We start from the raw sequence: 20611 nt of genomic DNA, 5'->3' as shown, positions 1-20611 counted from the left end.
TATTTATTGTATCGCATAAATAATCATCGTTATATTTTCTTCACATACGCTCCATCTTCTGAAGTAAAGCCAAAACTCTCTATGAAAGAATGCGCTTTTTCTGTTAATTCCTCTTGTAGCACTTTTATTTCTTTCACATTTCTTTGTTTCATCATTTCTTCAAATGTAAAATACGTATTTGTACCATAACCATAACCTTGGTAATCAAAATGAATAATTAGCTGTGATAAAACAGCTCGTTCCTCTTGAACACTATAATCTATTACACCAATATATGTATCATCAACTTTCACACAATACTGTACCTTTTTCTCAACTAAACTATGCGATTTAAACATTTCTTTAACAACGCTTTCATTTTCTATAGTAACTTTCTCAAACGTAATCATATGTTGTCCATCCTTTTACTATTATTGTATCAATAATACTTCCTATTTATGAAAAAAACCTTAAGACCGTATGCGATCTTAAGGTTTTTCTAATTACACTAAGCTATACGCACGTTTTGTTTCTTCATGGAACTTGTTCGTATCGTATTTATGCTCAACATAAATTTGGTGCCATACCATAAACGCAAGTACAGTCCAAATTTTACGGCTATAATCGCCTTTATCTGCACAATGTGCTTCCAGTAAGTTTAATACATACTGTTTGTCGATTAAATGCTCTGTCTTACTTTCGTTTATAATATTTATAGCCCAATCATGCATTTCGTCTTTTAACCAGTGACGAATTGGTACTGGGAATCCAAGTTTTTTACGATCTAATACGTGATCTGGAACGATTCCGCGTGCTGCTTCACGTAAAATAGCTTTCGTAGTTCCGTTAGCAATCTTAAGTTCAGTTGGAATTTTAGATGCAACATCGAATACTTCTTTATCTAAGAACGGTACACGAAGTTCTAATGAGTTTGCCATTGTCATTTTATCAGCTTTTAATAAAATGTCACCGCGTAACCATGTGAACATGTCAATGTACTGCATTTTACTTACATCATCATAATCTTTAATCTCGTTATACAATGGTTTCGTAATATCCATATAGTTAACACTTTCATTGTAATACTTCATTAATTCAGCTTTTTCTTCTTCACGGAAGATTTTCGCATTTCCATAGTAACGCTCTTCAATTGGTGTACATCCACGCTCTAGGAAGCTCTTACCTTTAAATCCTTCTTTAAGAGCACCACTCAATGCTTTTAGAACACTCTTACCTGGGCTAGGAATGTAAGAGAACATTTTTAGTGAGTTTGGCTCACGGTAAATGTTATAACCACCAAATAGCTCGTCTGCGCCTTCACCTGAAAGAACAACTGTTACATGTTTACGTGCTTCTTTAGCAACGAAGTACAATGGTACAGCTGCTGGATCAGCTAAAGGATCATCCATATGCCAAATGATTTTTGGGAACTCATCCATAAATTCTTTCGCTGAAATGAATACGTTATGGTTTTTAACGCCTAATTTCTCAGCAGTTTCTTTTGCAACATCAACTTCACTGAAACCACGTTGCTCAAAACCAACAGAGAATGTTAAAAGATTTGGATTCATTTCTCTTGCGATAGAAGCGATGATAGATGAATCGATACCACCAGATAAGAATGAACCTACTGGTACATCACTACGCATATGCACTTTTACTGAATCATATAGTACATCACGAATTGCTTGGATATGCTCCTCTTTCGTTGCACTTGAAGCATTGAAATAAGGTTTCCAGTAGCGATGGATTTCCATCTCTTTACCGATTTCTTTTACGAAATAATGACCAGGCTCGATTTTATTAACATCAATTGTTAATGTTTCTGGCTCTGGGCCATATTGGTACGTAAAATAATGTTGTAGTGACGTTGGATTAACGCCTTTATCTTCCATCACATGCATAATACTTTTCTTCTCAGATGCGAAGAATGTAGTATCACCTTGCTGTGCGATGTATAGAGGTTTAATACCGAAGTGGTCACGTGCACCGAAAAGTTTCTTCTCTTCACGATCCCAAATCATAAATGCAAACATACCACGAAGGTAGTCTACACATTTTTCTTTCATATGTGCATACAATGCAATAATAACTTCTGTATCAGATTGCGTTGCAAACGTTGCACCTTTTTCAAGTAACATTTCACGTAATTCTACATAGTTGTAAATTTCACCATTAAAAATAATTACATATCGATCATTTTCATAAGTTAGCGGCTGATGTCCTGCCTCTAAGTCAATGATACTTAAACGGCGGAAGCCAAATTGTACATGTTCATCACGAAAATATCCTTCGTCATCTGGACCACGGTGGAAAATCATCGTGTTCATATTTTCAAATTGATGTTTTTCTGTTTCTGAAAACTCTCTAGGGTTTTCACATAAACATCCTACAAAACCACACATACTTCTTACCCTCTTTCGGTTTTCATTCTGTTTCTATACTACTATATCAACCCTATTTATACTAGCATAATCAACTGAATATGGCGACCAAAAACTATAAAAAAATCACTCCATTTCACATTTTTAACAATTTTTTATGAAAACATGAAAACTAGGCACTCACCTTTCTCCGCTTTTGTCATATGATATTGCAAATTGATTTCTAGGAGGGAATACCATGAGTGAAGAAAAAAAAGATTCTTCTCGCCCACCGGTTCGTAATTATTTAAAGCAAATTGATGATTTCTTCGAGCAAACACCTCTTCGCAATGTAATCGCTGATTTAAATCATTTTTTCCAAAAAGGAAACCGTTTATTAACATTCCCTGTAGATTTATATGAAGTTGGTGAAGAACTCGTTGTTACAGCTGAACTACCAGGTATACAAAAAGAGCAAATCCAAATTGAAATACAAAGTGAATACTTAAAAGTCTCTGTAAAAGAAGAGATACTCGAAGAGGAAGAAGAAACATCCCATAACTATTATCGCCGAGAACGTTCCATTTCAGAAGCATCAAGATTGATTAAGTTGCCGTATTCAATTAATAAAAAAGCAGCAAAAGCTTCTTATCAAAACGGCGTATTAGAAATTCGGGCGCCGAAACTTCCCCAACAACATGACATTTTATCCATAGACTAATGCAAAAAAAATAAGGGTGCTATGCACCCTTATTTTTAATCCACTAATCGCTTCATATCACGTATAATGTCTTCGTATGGCGTATTACTAATGCCACTATACTTTTTCATTACTTTTCCGTTTTGATCAATTAAATAAAATGATGTACCATGCATGACCTGACCGTTCTCCGGCTTATCTACAAGTGATTGGAAATTATCTTTTGAAAACTTTGTAATATCTTCTAACGAATATCCCGTTAATAAATTCCAGTTACTAGTATCCTCTGTAAACTTTTGAATAAATGCTTTCAGATTTTCTGGTTTATCAAGGTCTGGATCTACACTAAATGAAACAAACTGAACGTCTATCTTCTCTTCTTTTGCCATCTTTTGCAGCTTGGCCATATTTGCAGTCATTGGTGGACAAACTGTTTGACAATTTGTGAACATAAAATCTGCAACCCAAACTTTCCCTTTTAAATCTTTTGTACCAAATTGCTTTCCATCTTGATTTGTAAATTGGAAAGTTTCTAAATCCCAATTCAATGGTTTACGAAGCTTTGAACCTGATCCACTACATCCAGCAAGTACAAAGAGACAAAATACAACCATAAGACCAATTATTTTTTGATAACGCTTCATTTATAAACCTCTTTTCTCTATCCTAAATTTAAATAGGTTATGTTTATAATAACAAAAGTTAACACTACGAGAAAATTGTTTACTACATTTGTTCACGAAATCGTACGAATTTACGTATGTTACTTCTTTATTTCAAGCGAATTACTAGACAAAATATATTTTTTTACTATTATTTCTATAAATAGAAGTGATAAAACTAATTTTATTGTTACTTTTGTAAATACCTTTCCCTATTTTTTAACAATTCCTTAAACATTAATCCATGTTTTACACTGTATTCCTTAACAACATTTCGGTACAATACAAATACAACGATTTTAAATGAGGTGATGTTCATGGCAAAGCGCTATGAAAATATGGATAATGTTAGTACAAAAAAATCAATTCGCTCTTTTTTACGCTGGCGTAAAGAACGAAAGCAAAACAAAAAAGATTTTTCTTTCTTAGTAGAACAATCACCCGTTAAACAAAGTGCATTTTTGCAAAGTAATGTAAAAAAAACGACTGTCACATGGATTGGGCATTCTACTTTTCTTATCCAAACGAATGGACTTAATATATTAACAGATCCAGTATGGGCCAATAAATTAAAGCTAGTTCCAAGACTTACAGAACCTGGACTCTCTATAGAAGCACTACCTAAAATTGATATTGTCCTTATTTCACATGGTCATTATGATCATTTAGATTTTTCAACTCTTCGTCAGTTGAATGATGATGTTCTATACCTTGTACCTATCGGATTAAAAAAATTATTTACTCGTAAGAAATTTAAACATGTAGAAGAGTATAAATGGTGGGAAAGTACGATAATTAACGAAGTTTCTTTTCACTTCGTACCTGCTCAGCACTGGACGAGAAGATTCTTATTTGATATGAATACGTCTCACTGGGGGGGATGGATTATTGATAATGAAACGACTATGGAAACCATATATTTTTGTGGCGACAGTGGCTATTTCCAAGGTTTCAGAGAAATTGGTGAACGCTTTTTAATTGATATTGCTCTTATGCCCATTGGCGCTTATGAACCAGAATGGTTTATGAAAGTATCTCATGTTTCACCTGAAGAGGCTGTGCAAGCTTATTTAGATTTAAACGCTACTCATTTTATACCGATGCATTACGGAGCATTTGCACTCGCCGATGAAACACCTCGTGAAGCAATAACTAGACTTCGAAATAATTGGAATTTGCGCATGTTACCATGGGAACAACTGCATGTACTCTTTTTAGGCCAAACTTTTATTTATAGTAACGCAACAAATGATAAACAAATAAATGAAAAAATTGAAACTTTACATGTGTAACGTAGCGACTGATTTTCTACATCTAACATATAATATAGAAAATCCTATAGTGAAGGCTTTTACGGACAGCCCGTTACCTAACCTCTTTGCTCCAGCTAAATTTTGAGGTGGGAGTTTTACTGTCCGCAAATTGCGGGATAAAGGGTGTTTTCTATGAATAGATATTTACAGACTCGCTATATCATTAGCGGTAGTGCCTGTATAGCTCTTCTTATTTCTTACTTTCTATTTACATAAAAAAGCTACTTGAAATATATTTTCAAGTAGCTTTTTTATTACTCTGCTAAATACATAAATCCGATTGCACCCGGACCTGTATGAGTACTAATTATAGGCGTTGTATAGAAAATTTCTGATTGAGCAAACCCACTCACTTTTTCAACCGCCGCTTTCATACTTTCAGCTAAAGGAATTGCTTTCGCATGTGGAATTGCAACAGCCTTTACAACTTTTCCAGCTGTATCTTGCTCAAATAACTTAGCTAATGTTTTTACAATTTGGCCTTGGCTACGAACTTTCGTTACAGGATTATAAACACCGTCTTCAAGACTAGCAATTGGCTTTATATTAAGCAGCGAACCGATAAACGCTTTTCCTTTACCGATACGTCCACCCTTCACTAAGTTTTCTAATGTATCTACTACTACATATAAACGAGTATTCTTTCTTACTTCATCTACACGTTTTAAAATTTCTTCTAGTGAGCGCCCTTCATTTGCCATTTTTGCAGCTTCAATTACTTGATATGCTAAAGCATGTGTAATAAATTGAGAATCAACAACTGTTACTTTTGTATCGGTCATTGATGCAGCACTATTTGCAGTTGCTACAGTACCACTCATTCCACTTGTCATATGAATGGAAAGTACTTCACTTCCATCTTCACCTAACTTGTCATACATTTCTACAAATGTACCCATTGCTGGTTGCGATGTTTTTGGTAATTCCTCTGATTTAAGCATTTCTTCAATAAATTCATCTGGTTGTAGATCAACGCGATCTAAATATGTTTGTCCATTTACAGAGATTGATAATGGTAGAACATGAATGTCATACTTCTCGATTACTTCTTGTGATAAATCTGCCGTTGAATCTGTTACAATTTTAATTTTTTGCATATTATATTCTTCCCTTTCCAATACGCTCTCCTTGTTATTATACTAGTATTCCCATTGCTTTCAACAATTTGGAACGAAATTTCATCAAATTAATTATATTTTTATATCTAAAATGAAAAAGACAGAGCTCCTAACCCTGTCTCTACTCTATATCATGCATTTTTTTCAAGAGTATTTGTTTTATATACATTTAAATAATCATTCCACTTCAAACAATTTTGTAAATATTCACGGAAAGAATATGCAAATCTTGGATGTTTTTGTTTTTGAATTTTTGCAATAAATAATTGAAGACGAGACTGAATTAGAAACGATAATGGATGCTGCGCCTGTAGGACAGGGATTTCGAATATTTTAATACAATCCCCTGTTGAATGAGTGAAATAAAAACTTTTCGTAATCACAATATCAATCCTCTTTTTCATTGGATTTTTGAACTTCCTCTACTTTGCGTTGTAACACGTTGTTTAAAGTGGAGTAAAATCAGACTTATATGATTTCTGTAGTCCTTATGGCTAGAAGATTTATACTCTATTCATCTCCACCTAATCCATCTTCCCATCCTAAATATCTCCGAGACGGGAATCTCATTATCCATCAATTGTTTAATACATTTAGTATAAGCTTATAAAAGCGCAAAGTTTGTCTAAATTTTGGAGATTCTATAATTTTTTTCTTCTATATATTGTATACGTTTATAGCTATAGTATAACCAATAAATAAAAAAGTGCCTTTATAACGAGGCACTTTTCGACTGCATTTCTTCTCTTTTCTTTTTCCTCTTACTAACAACCTTTGATAAAGCAATACTTACTTCATAAATACAAATAAGCGGCACCGCAACTAAACTATGAGATAAAAAGTCAGGCGGTGATATACAAGATGCAATGATAATCAGTGCTACGTAAGCATATCTTCTTATTTTTATTAAAAATTCCGCCGTAAGTATTCCAATACTAGTTAAAAACATTACAACGACTGGTAATTCAAAAATCACAGCAAATGGGACTGTTAAATTAAGTACAAAATGAAAATACTTTTCTGTCGTAAACATCGTATTAAACATTTCATTACCTATCGTAGTTAAAAAGTGAAATAGAAATGGCATTACAATAAAGTATCCAAAACATAAACCTGCAATAAATAATATAGACAATACCGGTATATACATTATTGTCATCTTTTGTTCATTTGGATGTAAACCCGGTTTTACAAATAACCAAATTTGTATAGCAGCAAAAGGAATTGTACAAACGATAGCAAATACTGTAGCAATCGAGAAAAAAATCCACAATACATCACTTGGACCGAGAACAGTTAATTTCATTGGTAAATCTTTTACAAGCCAAAAATAAATATCCTTTGTAAAAGTAAATCCGATAATTAAAAATAGTACAAAGGATAACACCGTATATATTACTCTTTTTCGAAGCTCAACAATATGTTCTACTACGCTCATTTCCCGATCTTCCAACTCGTTCACCACACTTTATTTATCCATTACAAGGAAAATACATTACATTTTTTCTTTCTTTTCCTTTTCTTGAAATGCGTCATCTGTCAATTCTTTCGTTGATTTTTTAAACTCTTTTAACGTTTCCCCTAAAGCCTTCCCGATTTCCGGCAATTTTTTAGGCCCAAATAAAATGAGTACTGCTACTAAAATTAAAATTAACCCTGGAAAGCCAATATTTGAAAACATTTCCCCATCCCCTTTATTAGTAGTTTCCTTGTCCTACTATTACATAATTTTATTTTGTCAAAAAAGTTTGAAAACGTCAACAAATCCATTGCCTTTTGTCAAAAAAATTCAAAAATATAATCAATTATACAAATTTCATTTTCTATTGCCCTTGTGTATGATATGGTAAGGGAAATGACATATTATTTCATGATAGTAGAAAGGATTTGCATTATGACTGAAAAAATGACACGAATGACCCAATTTGTAAAAGAAGAAATTGCAAATGCAATTACACATGGTATCGGTGCCATTTTAAGCATCCCTGCCTTAATCATATTGATTATTCATGCTTCTAAGCACGGTACCGCATCAGCTGTAGTTGCATTTACTGTTTATGGTGTAAGCATGTTCTTACTGTACTTGTTTTCAACATTGCTACACAGCATCCATCATCCTAAAGTTGAAAAAATATTTACTATTTTAGATCATTCAGCCATTTACTTATTGATTGCTGGCACGTATACTCCTTTTCTACTTATTACACTTCGTGGCCCATTAGGATGGACGTTACTTGCTATTATATGGACACTTGCAATCGGAGGTATCGTCTTCAAAATTTTCTTTGTACGTCGCTTTATAAAGGCATCAACTTTATGTTACATCATTATGGGCTGGCTCATAATCGTTGCCATTAAACCACTTTATGAAAATCTAACTGGACATGGTTTTTCACTACTTTTAGCAGGTGGAATTTTATATTCTGTCGGAGCTATATTCTTCCTTTGGGAAAAGCTACCTTTCAACCATGCCATATGGCACCTGTTCGTTTTAGGTGGTAGTGCGATGATGTTCTTTTGTGTACTCTTTTATGTCTTACCTACAGCATAATAAAAAAGGTTTCAGCTTACTATAAGCTGAAACCTTTTTTACTACTTATGTAATTGTGATGCGATAACTTCCTGTGTATGCTTCGTTAATTCTTTAATATCCATATTCGCATAATCTTCAGGTGTAATCGGCTTAGAAATTGTTACTGTTGCATGAGCTGGCTTCATACGATTTCCATTCGCTTCAAACATCTTATATGTACCATCTAACGTTACAGGTAAAATTGCTACACCTGACTTTACTGCAAGATGAAAACTACCAGCCTTAAACTCTCCAACTTCGCCACCCTTACTTCTTGTCCCTTCTGGGAAAATCACGATAGAATGTCCATTCTTTAATAGCTCGATTCCATCTTTAATTGCTTTAAGAGATTGACGACGATCGCTACGATCCATAAATACACAATTCATAAGTTCCATCCAAGTTGGCACAACTGGGAACTTTTTAATTTCTGCTTTTGACACGAATCCAATTGGTTTATTTAAGTAACCTAGTAAAACAGGGATATCCATATTACTTTGGTGATTACTTACAACTAGTACCGGCTTGTCTTTCGGAACATTTTCAAGCCCTTTCACTTCTACTGTCCCTCCAGCTACACGTACCATTTTCTTACCAAACCAATTTGTCGTTTTGTACACAGCATTATCTTTTTCTTTTGGCGCCATCGTATTTACTTGTCTTTTAAGACGCCACATTCTCGGTGTAATCGCAATTACGATTAAAATTAAATAAAAGATTTTAAAAAACGTTTGAATCATACAGAACCCCCACCTATTATCATTCCGACCTTCATTATACTAGACAAACGAAGGAAAAAGAAGAAAAAAAGTCCAAACATCAAGTGTTTGGACTTTTTAAGGCATTCTATATTAGAAACGTTTTGCTAATTCACGAGCATTAGCAATTGCCGCTTCTTTAATTTCTTGTGCTTTTTCAGGGTTTGCATTCATACCCTCAACTGCAATATAATCAGTATCATTTACACCGACAAATCCTAATACAGTTTTTAAATGATTGCGTCCGAAGTCTACAGCTGCGTATGCTCCTTCAGAATATACGCCACCTGTTGCTTGAATGTGAAGTGCTTTTTTACCTTCTAATAAGCCGACTGGACCATTTTCAGTATATTTGAATGTTTTACCTGCGATTGCTACGTTATCTAAGTATGCTTTTACTACTGGTGGATAGCTAAAGTTCCACATTGGAGTTACGAATACATAACGATCTGCATGCATAAATGTTTCTAAGTTTGTGTTCATTGCTGCTACTTTTTGTTGTTGAGCTTCCGTTAAAGTTTCAAAGCCTTCACCTGCTGCAAATTTACCCCAAGCAGCAAATACATCTGCATCGATTGCTGGTACAGTAGTATTGAATAGATCAATTGTTACAACTTCGTCTTGTGGATGCTCGTTTTTATAAGCCTCGATGAAAGCTTCCCCTACTGCCATTCCGAAAGAACCTTCTGCTGAATTTGGATTTGCTGTGATAAATAGTACTTTTGTCATTGTATTCTCTCCCTTTTTTCTCTTTATCTTCAATTCAAGATTTGTTTTTTAAAAGTTAATAACTTACCTTATGTAAGTATAATACAAAAAGTTTTATTTAATGTCAATAAAAAATAGCTACTTTTTTTTCGTAAGTTAATGATTTATTTTGTTTCTCTAAAATTTAGTATACAGATATTAAGACTTCTCATACAAAAAGGCTACCTCTATAAATTATAGAGATAGCCTTTTATTACATATTATTTTTGAAAAACATGTTTTACTTTTTCAGCTGGAATGTTACTTCCACCTCTACCTTTTACATCTTCAATCATCATTGTAATGACCATATCTGGCGAATTCAAATCAAATGCAGCGAACCAGCCTAGTTCTTTTCCTTCGGCTTCTTTAGATACTTTTAATTCCGCTGTACCTGTTTTTCCAGCAAGAGTCATTCCATCAATCTTAGCAATTTTCCCTGTACCATCCGGATCATTAATTACTTTCGTCATAGCAGTTTTTAATATATCCTGATTTCCTTTAGAAATTACATTTTCTTTCCAAGCTTTTGGTTGTTTATCTGTTTTAATAATATACGGTGATGGAATCGTTCCATCATTTACAATTGGCGCATACGTTAAAGCTAAATGAAGAGGAGTCATTAATACTTGTCCTTGTCCATATCCTGTATCTGCCATTTGAATATCATTTTTAATACCGTCATTTGCAATTTTAGAAGCAGGGAATCCATATTCAATTGGTAGTTTCTCATCGAATCCGAATTTTTTCGCTTCACTCATAAACTTGTCTTTTCCGATTTTCAAAGCTTCTTGTGCGAAGTAAATATTATCCGAGTATTTCATCGCCTTATCAAAATCAATCGGATTTGCATCTTTCACACGCGTTACATAATAATTACCCCAAGAAGAATCTTTTGTCCATTTTAATCCTTCAATTTTCAACTCTTCTTTTGGATCGATTGTTTTCGTTTCAAGACCAATTGCAGCTGTAATTGGTTTAAATACAGAACCTGGTACCGATAATTGTGTAAAGCGATTCGTCATCGGCTTTTTCGGATCATTATTCCAAGCTTCGCGTTGTGCTTTCGATGTTCCTCGTGCAATTAAATTCGGATCATATGCTGGACTACTTACTAGTGCAATTGTTTCTCCACTTTTCGGATTAATTGCTGCACTTGAACCAGCTTCGCCCTTCATTTCATTGTACGTTTTTTCTTGAACAGCACTATCAATAGTTAAAGTTACGTTTTCTCCATCAACAGCATCTGTTTTTGCCAAGTTTTTAATTTCTTTTCCTTGTGCATCTTCTACAAAGACACGGCCACCTTTTTTACCGCGTAGCTTTTCCTCTAATACTTGCTCTAAACCAGCTTTACCAACTGGATCATCAGCTTGATAGCCTTTCTTTTGAAGCGTTTTTAAATCTTCAGCATTTACCTTTCCGATATAACCAGTTAGATGAGCTGCCGCTTCCCCTAATGGATATGTACGAACATTTACAGGTTTTGTTGAAACACCTGCTAAATCAATGTACGTATTTTGCGTTGCCCCTTCAGGCAAAATTCCAATTGGTACGAGATACCCTGGTTTTACCCATTTAGCAGCTAATTTTTGATCAATTTCTTCTACAGTCATATTTAACAACTTCGCTACTGTCTCTTTCGTTTGCGGAGCAGTATCGTCTAATTTTTCTGGAACTATTCCAATTTCAGAAGCTTTCCCATTCGTTGCAAGACCTTTTCCATTACGATCGTATATTTCACCACGTTTTGGCTCTGTCGTCTGCATACGCACTTTACTATCTTTCGTCATACCAGGGAAAATAAAATCAGGAGTCCAATCTATTTTCCAAGATTCTTTATCTCCATCTTTTTCTTTCACCATTTTTGCTTCATGGCCAAAAGTAATTTTACCACCAACTGTATCCATGCTTACTTTAAAAGGAACAGGGCCTTCATCTTTTTTATCTTCTTTTACTTCCCCTGTTTCTACCTTTAAGTCTTTTACTTCGATACCAGAATAAATTTTTTCATATTTCTCAGTAAACTCTTTCTTTGAAATATCTTTTTTTGCATTTTTTGATAGTTGATCATACATATCTGCAAATTTTTGTTTATTCCATGCTTTTACATATGTATCAAACGCTTCTTGTGGTTTTTCTTCTTTACCGCATCCAACTAACATGAATGTTAAGCAAAGAAAAAGAATCCCCCATATCTTTCTCAATCCATTCTCCTCCTCTTTCTATATTAGTAATTTTGAAAATTTTAGCATTTTTTACATGCTACCTATCATTATAGCACTATCGAATCTCATCTATAAACTTATATTGGTGAATATAAATAAAAAGATTGATGCGAATTCTCACATCAACCTTTTTTATTATTGTTGTTTCTCATATACATGGTAATAATACGTATACGGGTTTTGTTCATCCGTTAAACCTTTTTCCACAAAAATCTCTTTCCAATTTGTCATATCCATTTCTGGGAAGAATGTATCTCCTTCAAATGCATAATGGATTTTTGTTATATACAATTTGTCTACATAAGGTAAAAAGAGATCATAAATTTGCGCCCCGCCAAAAATAAAAATCTCTTCTTCATTTTTACATAGTTCAAATACTTCTTCTACAGAATGAACAACTTCACATCCTTCAACGTGATATCCTTCATTACGAGTTACAATAATATTACGTCTTCCAGGCAGCGGTCTACCAATCGCTTCATAGTTCTTTCTTCCCATAATAAGCGGGTGACCCATCGTTGTTTTCTTCACGTATTGTAATTCACTCGGTAAACGCCAAGGTAAATTATTATCTTTACCAATTACTCTATTTTCGTCCATTGCGACCATAAATGAAACAATCATTTTTTCATCTCCTCTACAATTATACTGCAACCGGTGCTTTAATTGCTGGATGCGGATCGTATCCTTCAATCGTTAAATCTTCCATTTCAAAATCGAAAACAGATTTCACATCTGAATTTAATGTAAGTTTCGGGAACGGACGTGGTTCACGTGCCAATTGCTTTTCTACTTGTTCAAAATGATTTGTATAAATGTGTGCATCTCCAATTGTATGAACAAATTCTCCTACTTCAAGACCACATTCATGTGCAATTAAATGTGTTAGTAGTGAATAACTTGCGATGTTAAATGGAATTCCAAGGAATATGTCACCACTTCTTTGATATAACTGACAAGAAAGTTTTCCGTCCGCTACATAAAACTGGAATAATGTATGACAAGGCGGTAATGCCATACTCGGTACGTCTTCAGGATTCCAAGCAGAAACGATTAAACGACGTGAGTCTGGTGTTTTTTTAATCATTTCAATTACATCTTTTAATTGATCAAGTGTCTCACCGGCTGTCGTTTTCCAAGCACGCCACTGTTTACCGTATACGTCTCCTAAATAACCATATTTATTTGAGAAATCATCATCTTCTAAAACGTTCTTTTTAAACAATTCCATTTGCTCATCGTACTGTACTTTAAATTCTTCATCTTGTTGTGAGCGAAGACCAAAATCAGTCATGTCAGGACCAGTATACTCGTCACTTTCCACCCAGCTCTTAAATGCCCATTCATTCCAAATATTATTATTATGCTGCAATAAATAGCGAATATTTGTATCACCTTTCATAAACCAAAGTAGTTCACTTGCTACAAGGCGAAATGGTACTCTTTTTGTCGTTAATAAAGGAAATCCTTTACTCAAATCAAAACGCATTTGATATCCAAATACAGATACAGTTCCTGTCCCTGTACGATCTTCTTTCTTCGTACCATGTTCCATTACATGGCGGCATAAATTTAAGTATTCATTTTCAGCATGTTTCATATGTAGGAAAACCTTCTTTCAATCGTATATGCAATTTATCATAACATGAAAAATGGTAAAGTTAATAATCCTAATTAATAAAATTTCTTCCACTAATTCTTAAAAAATTATTAACTTTCCAAATTTAAAAAGGTTTTCATTTTCTATTACCGAAAGTATAGTGCGGTAGAACAAAATTTATATTTGGAGGTTAGAAGTATGTCTAAATTTGGAACGCCTGTTATGACTTCTTTACAAACAACGGTTGAAAAAATGATGAAGGATTTAAATGTTCCTGGTGCTGCTGTCGCTGTAATAAAAGACGGTGAAGTTATTATTTCAGAAGGTTTCGGCTATCGTAATATAGAAACAAAAGAGGCTGTTACACCGCATACTCGATTCGCAATCGGTTCCTCAACGAAAGCTTTTGGCACACTTTCATTAAGTTTGTTAACACAACAACAAAAATTTAATTGGGATAGTCCTGTCCAGTCTTTTATACCTAACTTCTCTTTATCTGAAGTACTTGCTAGCTCACAAGTTACCGGACGAGATTTAGCTTCTCATCGAACCGGTGTAAGCCGTCATGAGGCTCTTTGGTATAGCTCTTCCTTATCTCGAAAAAATCTCGTTGAAAAAATAAAACATTTACCACTTGATGCGCCGTTCCGAACAGCGTTTCTATATAACAACTTAATGTATACAACAATCAGCTACATTGTGGAAAATATTACAAATCAAACGTGGGAACAATACGTTACAGAACATATTTTAGAGCCTTTAAATATGAATCAAACAAACTTCTCTGTTACAGATTCACAAACTACAGATGATTATGCTTTACCTTACGTTGAAAATGAAGGTAAAATAAAAGAAGTTCCATTCCATAACATCGATACAGTTGGAGCTGCTGGGTGTATTAATTCTACAATTGAAGATATGGCAAATTGGGTCCTTCTTCACTTAAACAAAGGTAAATTTGGAGATCATGAATTAATCTCCTCTGAATTATTACAACAAATGTATACACCACATAATTCCATTCCAGATCAACCAGTTTTATCACTTCCTGAATCTCCATTAAATAGTTACGGTCTTGGTTGGTTTATTAGCGCTTACCGTGGTAATAAGGTAATTCATCATGGCGGTAATATTGATGGGTTTTCAGCACTTGTTTCATTCATACCAACAGAAAACATAGGCCTTGTCATTTTAACGAATGCTGGAGGAACATTACTTCCTACTTATCTCGCTAATCAAATTTATGACGAACTACTTGAATTAGAATCCATTGATTGGCATAAACGTGCTGTAGAAGATACTGAGAAAATGAAGGAAATGATGAAAGAAGCAACTGAATCGCTTCCTGAACAAATTAAAGGGACTACACCTTCTCACAAGTTAGAGGATTATACTGGTACTTTTGAACATCCTGCATACGGAACATTACAAGTATACAAACAAGATGATTCGTTATTTGTACAATTTATGGAGATGGAGGTTCAATTGCACCATCATCACTACGACATCTTCTCTGCAAAAATTGACTTATTCCAAATGAAAATGAGTTTATTATTCGCTTATGAAATGAATGTGAGTGGTGAATTCCCATCTCTTCAGTTACATGTGCCAGCTATGTTAAGTACTCAGCCGCTGACATTTAAGAAAATCAAATAATTATTTTGATGGTAAAAAATAAAGGTAGGTGCGAATCACACCTACCTTTTCTATTTCATATCCATCTTATCTGGTTGAAACCAAATCGGCTTCGATAGTTCAAAGTTTTTATGATCTTCTAATACAATATGAAGACGCTCTAGCGTATCCTCCAACATATGCGGTGCTGCTCGTAATGTCCAGACAACTGATGAGAAAACTGTCATGCCAACGTACACCGCATATAATTTCCAGAACTCCTCTGGTATTCTCTCATTAAAGTATCCTTCTATTTGTCCGATTGAATATGGAATACTAATGTCTCTTGCAAATAGTGCAATTTTTACGAAATCATGCAGTGGGTCGCCCCAGTCATAACCATTAAAATCAACTACACCTACATATCTCCCATCCCGTACAATTATATTTTCTAAATGAAAATCATCGTGTTGAAATCGATTTGGGCGATCCTTTACATACATTTCATTTTCATCTATAAACTTAATAATTTTATCATCATTTTCAATTTTAATTCCGCATGTTTTATACGCCTCTAAATATTTCCTATGTTTTTTCATTGCTCTTTCATACCACGGAAGTATATTCTTAGGAGCTTCAAGTGTATGCATTTTCGCTAAATCTTTTCCTGCCTCTATGCCAATATCATATTGTTCTTTTGGTGAATACGTAGACAATAGTCTCTTCGCATCTTCCCCTTCTAAATATGAAAAAATACTATAGCATACACCTTCTTCTTCCAATATACCTATTTCAATTGGCCTTTGTGCCTGTACGTTACATTTTACCATTTCATTTAAAATTTGAAACTCTATTTTCTTTCATACTCTTTTATATCGCCTGTCCGAAATAAATATTTTTCATTATTCGCACTCATAATTATATATTTCTTGTCAGGCGAAAAACCTTTAGAAATTTCTTTAATATCCACTGCATCTTTTACAATTTGTATATTGTTTTGCTGCGCTGTAATTATCTTCATATCTATTCCCCTTACATTTCTGCCTTTGGTGTATAGGCAACTTCTACAATAAATCCATTCGGATCGTAAAAATCAATCGTATAGTAACCTTCCGAATAATGATTCATTTCAATTGGACCACGTATTACCTTCACTTTCGTACTAGAAAGAAAATCTGCTACTTCATCAACTACTTCTCTATGAATAGCTTGATAACAAATATGTCTAGGCCCTAACGTCCTTACGATTTCCTCATCTACTTCTTTAAAATATATTTCACTTTCTCCTGTGCTATATGCTACTTCATTTAACTTTCTCCATCCAATTATGGAAAACAACTTATTATAAAAAGAAATGGACTCCTCCAAATTCGCTACCCAAAATTCAATATGATGAATGCCTGCTCGAAGTGTATTCATATTAAGAATACGCTCCTTGTACTACTTCCACAATTTCCATCGGCTTATGAACCATATAATCTGGTGCATCTTTTTTCACTGTTTCAATGACATCATATCCCCAAGATACCCAAATCACGTTCACTCCAGCCTTTTTACACGCTGCTACATCTCGCTGTTCATCACCAACGTATAACATATCCTGCTCTGTTATCTTTTTCGATTTTAAAAATCTTTTTATCATTTTATCTTTACCAAACAGATTTTTAGAACAATACACTTCTTGTATATTTTCTATATCATTCTTGTGTAAAAATGCCCGAATATGCTCTTCTGAGTTAGATGATATAACCGCAATACCGTATCCTTTTTTATATAGTTCATCTAATACATCCTTCATCGCATGAAATAAAACAAGATCTTTTATAGCAGGCTGATATAATTTATAAAACTCCAACGCTAATATCGGTAATTTATACAGTGGTACATCGAGTTGTTTACATCTCTCTGGCATCGTTAATTTACGTAAATGTTCAATTTCTTCTTCCTTTACCGTTTTATATCCGTGCTTTTCAGCAATTTGATTATAAATTGGTACAAATATATTTTGCGAATCTACTAATGTGCCATCAAAGTCAAAAACAATGTATTTTTGCATCTCCATACTCCTTTTACTTCTTTTTTCTAAACCTATGTTATTCAACAACATAGTTGTCTGTCCCTTCTATAAACATAAAAAAGAACAAGATTTTCTCTTGTTCTTTTTAAGACAACCATTTCGGCGGTACATTTGTATTCCAATAAATATTTCCTAACTCATGATGTCCAGAGTATCCATCATCAAAACGGTGATAATGGAAATTAAAATAATAACCATCTTGCGGCGGATGATCTCTTCTTACATGGAAACGCAATAAATCATTTCCTGATTTCGTATCGTAGACGTGAAAAATCTTTTCATTATTTCCACCAGCTGGTTTTTGAGAAATCGCTAATGATTGTAGTGAGTCTTCTGGTACATCACTAGCAAGCTCAGCAATTGCCTCTTCAATTTTCGGTAATATTACATCTTTAAATTCATCTTCAATTACTGGACCAATTTTAGTACCAAACTTTTGCATCGACTGCTTCTCTGCTTCTTGCATTGCATAAGTAATAAAAGTATCGGTGGTTAACCTGTCATTCGTTTCTTCATATGTATAGGACGTGCTCTCCAAACTTTGTTGCCCAGCTGTGCTCGTAGGCTTGTCCGCAGCTTTGGCATTATCAAGCAATATGGAAGGAGGCGTCACTAAACCAAATGTAAATACGGTAATTAATGCGACTAAGGTTTTTCTAAACCAATTTGGCATTTATGTTCCCTCCCCTTTCACTCATTATTTTTTATATAACGGTGGTTTCTTCTATTATACAAAATGATTATAATTTTTGCACTTTACAATTTTGTTAACGTTCACATATTTTTCACTTGAATATGAAATTGTAAGATTTCATACAATATTAATACCACAATATTGAGGAGGCACTTGAATGACTTTAGATGTCATGTATTCCGCCGCAAGCATACTCGTTTTAGTATATTTTATTTATCAATGTGTTACAGACTAGAAAAAGAGCCGTCAATGGCTCTTTTTTTATGGTAAAAATACAATCCATACAATTAATAAAATAAAAACAAAGCCACCAATCACAGCTGGCAATAAATAAAACTGGGCAAGTATAACTATTGCATACAAGAGTATTGCTGGTAGTAGTAAATAACGATCTGCCTTCCACCTTAGCAAAAGTAATTTTCCTTCTTCACAATATAAATGAAGAAACATTTTTTTCGTAAATTCATTCCAATAATCACGCGCATAGCGAGAAATTGCAACTACAGTAAATACAAGAACAATAGCTGCAATCCACCTTGGAGTCATGATTATACTTGCAGTACTCATACATACAATTTGAATATAAAATATTCGTGCAGTACTTGTACGGAAAAATTCTTTCAAAAAAGATTCGATAATAAGAGAATCTGCTTTTTTTCCTAATAGTCTTTTAGAACGCGGAAACATCCACGGTTTTTTATTCGAGCTACTCGGTTTAGCTGCATGACCACCAACTTGCATAATTCCGCTCGTCCAGCGCATGCTTTCCTCTTTTTCTTTCTCGATTTCTTTAAAAAAGAACTTTTTATAATTCATTTTCTCTTTTACTAATACACTACTTAAGAAAATTACTAGACCGATAAATAGAATTGAATAATATAGATTTTTATAAATAAAAAATAAACTAATTCCAAAAAAGGACAAGCTCATAGAAAATACTACATTTTTTACAATCCATAAAACCCATCGTTTCCCCACCTGTACATGAATAAATCTTGTTAACAACGACAACATAAATCGAAATATAGTAAAGAATACCCAAAATAATACGACTTGTATCTCTGTTACTCCGATACTTTTCATCAACACTGGTAACATAATAACGACTACTATTACATTCGTTATCGCTATTCGAACAAATGTGTACATCATGCCATACTGGACTAATTTTCGCATATGTGTTGCATACGAAATTAAAAATAAACTATCCGCTTGCTCAAAAAACGAACGAACTCCTCTCGGATATGTTACTAGATAAAATGCGAGTAATCCTAATCCGAAATAAATCGTCTCTTCCATTGATAATTCATTTATCCATAGTGACCTATAATAGATTCCCATAAATATAAGTGTTGGAATAATAATATATAACGCGACTGTCCAATCTGTTACCGAACATATAGACTTCCACTTCCGCTGGAGCTCATGACATAATCTTTTATAAAATTGTTGTTTAATCATGTTGTTCACGCCTTACAATTATATCAAAGCAGTCTAGTAATGAGCTATCCGGCATTTCCGCTAACATTTGAATAGATTCTAAATGTCCATCTGCGACTAATGTACCTTGTGAAATGAGTAAAAATCTTTCACAAATTTTTTCAGCAGTATCCAATACGTGCGTACAAAGTAAAATTCCTGCTCCGCGCTCTTTTTCTTTATATAAATAACTTAAAAACTCTTTCGTAGCTACTGGATCTAAACCGATAAAGGGTTCGTCAATTATATAAAAATCTGGCTCAGTTAAAAACGCCAATATTAGCATCGATTTTTGTTTCATACCTTTTGAAAACTTTGATAAATATTCATGTTTATGCTTATCCATTCGAAAAGTATGTAATAATTGTCCCGCTCTTTCTTCCCAGCTTCCCATTTCACTTCCACGAGCTGCCATTAATAATTCAATATGTTCCCAGAGCGTCAAGTAATCATAGTATGTTGGATGTTCTGGTACGTATGCATACGGATTTTTCTTTTCACCGAATGATATTTCACCGTCCATATTTACAAGTAATCCCAGCATCGTTTTTATCGTCGTACTCTTCCCAGCACCATTTGCTCCAATAAGAGCAACTAGTTCACCTTTTTCGATAGAAAAAGCTATATCACGAATTGTTTTTTCACCTATTTCATATCCAGCTGAGCGGATATTTACTTCTAACATGCATTTCCCCTCTTTCCATTTC

The 20611-nt window shown here is 33.9% G+C and carries 21 protein-coding genes and 1 pseudogene; 4 read left to right on the top strand and 18 right to left on the bottom strand.

The features are described from left to right. Window positions 1-29 precede the first annotated feature (29 nt). Both MR167_RS08670 and asnB read right to left on the bottom strand, forming a co-directional pair. Entirely contained in the window at window positions 30-389 is a 360-nt protein-coding gene (locus MR167_RS08670) for a GNAT family N-acetyltransferase (RefSeq protein ID WP_242314393.1), read from the bottom strand. Window positions 390-482: 93 nt separating this feature from the next. After that, a complete protein-coding gene (asnB, locus tag MR167_RS08665; RefSeq protein WP_000333819.1) occupies window positions 483-2384 on the bottom strand; it encodes an asparagine synthase (glutamine-hydrolyzing) in 1902 nt (633 codons plus the stop codon). Window positions 2385-2601: 217 nt separating this feature from the next. On the opposite strand from asnB, the gene MR167_RS08660 reads away from it, so the two are divergent. Next, entirely contained in the window at window positions 2602-3063 is a 462-nt protein-coding gene (locus tag MR167_RS08660; RefSeq protein WP_001288086.1) for an Hsp20/alpha crystallin family protein, read from the top strand. A 35-nt stretch (window positions 3064-3098) separates the two neighbouring features. Here MR167_RS08660 and MR167_RS08655 read toward each other — a convergent pair whose 3' ends face one another. Beyond that, complete coding sequence (locus tag MR167_RS08655) at window positions 3099-3686, bottom strand: SCO family protein (RefSeq protein ID WP_000833341.1); 588 nt, start codon at window positions 3684-3686, stop codon at window positions 3099-3101. A gap of 335 nt (window positions 3687-4021) precedes the next feature. Here MR167_RS08655 and MR167_RS08650 point away from each other — a divergent pair, with 335 nt between their 5' ends. After that, the gene (locus tag MR167_RS08650) at window positions 4022-4996 is read left to right on the top strand and encodes an MBL fold metallo-hydrolase (protein ID WP_242314391.1); all 975 of its coding nucleotides are present in this window, start codon (window positions 4022-4024) and stop codon (window positions 4994-4996) included. Between the two features lie 275 nt (window positions 4997-5271). On the opposite strand, the gene MR167_RS08645 is transcribed toward MR167_RS08650, so the two are convergent. The 4 genes from MR167_RS08645 to MR167_RS08630 form a co-directional block, all read right to left on the bottom strand. Next, window positions 5272-6114: a DegV family protein gene (locus MR167_RS08645; RefSeq protein ID WP_021036079.1), complete on the bottom strand. Its 843-nt coding sequence runs from the start codon at window positions 6112-6114 to the stop codon at window positions 5272-5274. 152 nt (window positions 6115-6266) lie between these two features. Continuing rightward, window positions 6267-6518 (bottom strand): DUF2535 family protein, encoded by a 252-nt coding sequence (locus MR167_RS08640; protein ID WP_000629010.1) that lies wholly within the window; start codon window positions 6516-6518, stop codon window positions 6267-6269. 329 nt (window positions 6519-6847) lie between these two features. Continuing rightward, window positions 6848-7573 carry a twin-arginine translocase subunit TatC gene (gene tatC, locus MR167_RS08635; protein WP_000117643.1) on the bottom strand — a complete coding sequence of 242 codons (726 nt, stop codon included), beginning with the start codon at window positions 7571-7573 and terminating at the stop codon, window positions 6848-6850. Between the two features lie 57 nt (window positions 7574-7630). Further along, window positions 7631-7816, bottom strand: coding sequence for a twin-arginine translocase TatA/TatE family subunit (locus tag MR167_RS08630; protein WP_000492443.1), 186 nt, complete (start codon window positions 7814-7816; stop codon window positions 7631-7633). Between the two features lie 213 nt (window positions 7817-8029). Here MR167_RS08630 and trhA point away from each other — a divergent pair, with 213 nt between their 5' ends. Then, complete coding sequence (trhA, locus tag MR167_RS08625) at window positions 8030-8686, top strand: PAQR family membrane homeostasis protein TrhA (RefSeq protein ID WP_000136889.1); 657 nt, start codon at window positions 8030-8032, stop codon at window positions 8684-8686. A 41-nt stretch (window positions 8687-8727) separates the two neighbouring features. Here the strand turns inward: trhA and MR167_RS08620 are convergent, their stop codons facing one another. The 5 genes from MR167_RS08620 to MR167_RS08600 form a co-directional block, all read right to left on the bottom strand. Further along, the gene (locus MR167_RS08620) at window positions 8728-9447 is read right to left on the bottom strand and encodes a lysophospholipid acyltransferase family protein (protein ID WP_000616579.1); all 720 of its coding nucleotides are present in this window, start codon (window positions 9445-9447) and stop codon (window positions 8728-8730) included. A gap of 111 nt (window positions 9448-9558) precedes the next feature. Continuing rightward, on the bottom strand, window positions 9559-10194 hold the full coding sequence (locus tag MR167_RS08615) for an FMN-dependent NADH-azoreductase (RefSeq protein WP_000170028.1): 636 nt from the start codon (window positions 10192-10194) through the stop codon (window positions 9559-9561). A 239-nt stretch (window positions 10195-10433) separates the two neighbouring features. Further along, window positions 10434-12419: a penicillin-binding protein 3 gene (gene pbpC, locus MR167_RS08610; RefSeq protein WP_106103307.1), complete on the bottom strand. Its 1986-nt coding sequence runs from the start codon at window positions 12417-12419 to the stop codon at window positions 10434-10436. Between the two features lie 156 nt (window positions 12420-12575). Next, window positions 12576-13064, bottom strand: coding sequence for a dihydrofolate reductase (locus MR167_RS08605; protein WP_000637208.1), 489 nt, complete (start codon window positions 13062-13064; stop codon window positions 12576-12578). A 19-nt stretch (window positions 13065-13083) separates the two neighbouring features. Then, entirely contained in the window at window positions 13084-14040 is a 957-nt protein-coding gene (locus tag MR167_RS08600) for a thymidylate synthase (RefSeq protein ID WP_000679602.1), read from the bottom strand. A gap of 198 nt (window positions 14041-14238) precedes the next feature. Between MR167_RS08600 and MR167_RS08595 the strand changes: the two genes are divergently transcribed. Continuing rightward, window positions 14239-15696, top strand: coding sequence for a serine hydrolase (locus tag MR167_RS08595; protein WP_242314389.1), 1458 nt, complete (start codon window positions 14239-14241; stop codon window positions 15694-15696). Between the two features lie 50 nt (window positions 15697-15746). On the opposite strand, the pseudogene MR167_RS08590 reads toward MR167_RS08595, so the two are convergent. The 6 genes and pseudogenes from MR167_RS08590 to MR167_RS08565 all read right to left on the bottom strand — a co-directional run bounded on the left by MR167_RS08590 (window position 15747) and on the right by MR167_RS08565 (window position 20589). After that, window positions 15747-16675 (bottom strand): annotated as a pseudogene (locus MR167_RS08590) (aminoglycoside phosphotransferase family protein). 11 nt (window positions 16676-16686) lie between these two features. After that, window positions 16687-17073 carry a VOC family protein gene (locus tag MR167_RS08585; RefSeq protein WP_001094667.1) on the bottom strand — a complete coding sequence of 129 codons (387 nt, stop codon included), beginning with the start codon at window positions 17071-17073 and terminating at the stop codon, window positions 16687-16689. A gap of 1 nt (window position 17074) precedes the next feature. Continuing rightward, window positions 17075-17710, bottom strand: a complete 636-nt coding sequence (locus MR167_RS08580; protein ID WP_242314388.1) for an HAD family hydrolase — start codon at window positions 17708-17710, stop codon at window positions 17075-17077. 106 nt (window positions 17711-17816) lie between these two features. Continuing rightward, window positions 17817-18404 (bottom strand): YpjP family protein, encoded by a 588-nt coding sequence (locus MR167_RS08575; protein ID WP_001134421.1) that lies wholly within the window; start codon window positions 18402-18404, stop codon window positions 17817-17819. Window positions 18405-18686: 282 nt separating this feature from the next. After that, complete coding sequence (locus MR167_RS08570; protein WP_000595435.1) at window positions 18687-19886, bottom strand: ABC transporter permease; 1200 nt, start codon at window positions 19884-19886, stop codon at window positions 18687-18689. Next, on the bottom strand, window positions 19879-20589 hold the full coding sequence (locus MR167_RS08565; protein WP_000895248.1) for an ABC transporter ATP-binding protein: 711 nt from the start codon (window positions 20587-20589) through the stop codon (window positions 19879-19881). Before MR167_RS08565 ends, MR167_RS08570 begins: the two co-directional genes overlap by 8 nt. Between the last annotated feature and the right edge of the window lie 22 nt (window positions 20590-20611).

This window comes from Bacillus cereus group sp. BfR-BA-01355 (assembly GCF_022663675.1).
GTDB lineage: Bacteria > Bacillota > Bacilli > Bacillales > Bacillaceae_G > Bacillus_A > Bacillus_A thuringiensis_S.
Note: the sequence above shows the minus strand (reverse complement) of the source record. Positions and strands in the feature narration are given on the sequence as shown.

Bases quoted from the DNA above. Each gene is read 5' to 3' on its own strand.
- MR167_RS08575 (WP_001134421.1), bottom strand. From the start codon at position 18,404: ATGCCAAATTGGTTTAGAAAAACCTTAGTCGCATTAATTACCGTATTT.
- MR167_RS08600 (WP_000679602.1), bottom strand. From the start codon at position 14,040: ATGAAACATGCTGAAAATGAATACTTAAATTTATGCCGCCATGTAATG.
- MR167_RS08580 (WP_242314388.1), bottom strand. From the start codon at position 17,710: ATGCAAAAATACATTGTTTTTGACTTTGATGGCACATTAGTAGATTCG.
- trhA (WP_000136889.1), top strand. From the start codon at position 8,030: ATGACTGAAAAAATGACACGAATGACCCAATTTGTAAAAGAAGAAATT.
- MR167_RS08655 (WP_000833341.1), bottom strand. From the start codon at position 3,686: ATGAAGCGTTATCAAAAAATAATTGGTCTTATGGTTGTATTTTGTCTC.
- MR167_RS08650 (WP_242314391.1), top strand. From the start codon at position 4,022: ATGGCAAAGCGCTATGAAAATATGGATAATGTTAGTACAAAAAAATCA.
- MR167_RS08645 (WP_021036079.1), bottom strand. From the start codon at position 6,114: ATGCAAAAAATTAAAATTGTAACAGATTCAACGGCAGATTTATCACAA.
- asnB (WP_000333819.1), bottom strand. From the start codon at position 2,384: ATGTGTGGTTTTGTAGGATGTTTATGTGAAAACCCTAGAGAGTTTTCA.
- MR167_RS08595 (WP_242314389.1), top strand. From the start codon at position 14,239: ATGTCTAAATTTGGAACGCCTGTTATGACTTCTTTACAAACAACGGTT.
- MR167_RS08605 (WP_000637208.1), bottom strand. From the start codon at position 13,064: ATGATTGTTTCATTTATGGTCGCAATGGACGAAAATAGAGTAATTGGT.
- MR167_RS08620 (WP_000616579.1), bottom strand. From the start codon at position 9,447: ATGATTCAAACGTTTTTTAAAATCTTTTATTTAATTTTAATCGTAATT.
- MR167_RS08660 (WP_001288086.1), top strand. From the start codon at position 2,602: ATGAGTGAAGAAAAAAAAGATTCTTCTCGCCCACCGGTTCGTAATTAT.
- MR167_RS08585 (WP_001094667.1), bottom strand. From the start codon at position 17,073: ATGAATACACTTCGAGCAGGCATTCATCATATTGAATTTTGGGTAGCG.
- tatC (WP_000117643.1), bottom strand. From the start codon at position 7,573: ATGAGCGTAGTAGAACATATTGTTGAGCTTCGAAAAAGAGTAATATAT.
- MR167_RS08570 (WP_000595435.1), bottom strand. From the start codon at position 19,886: ATGATTAAACAACAATTTTATAAAAGATTATGTCATGAGCTCCAGCGG.
- MR167_RS08615 (WP_000170028.1), bottom strand. From the start codon at position 10,194: ATGACAAAAGTACTATTTATCACAGCAAATCCAAATTCAGCAGAAGGT.
- MR167_RS08565 (WP_000895248.1), bottom strand. From the start codon at position 20,589: ATGTTAGAAGTAAATATCCGCTCAGCTGGATATGAAATAGGTGAAAAA.
- MR167_RS08630 (WP_000492443.1), bottom strand. From the start codon at position 7,816: ATGTTTTCAAATATTGGCTTTCCAGGGTTAATTTTAATTTTAGTAGCA.
- MR167_RS08670 (WP_242314393.1), bottom strand. From the start codon at position 389: ATGATTACGTTTGAGAAAGTTACTATAGAAAATGAAAGCGTTGTTAAA.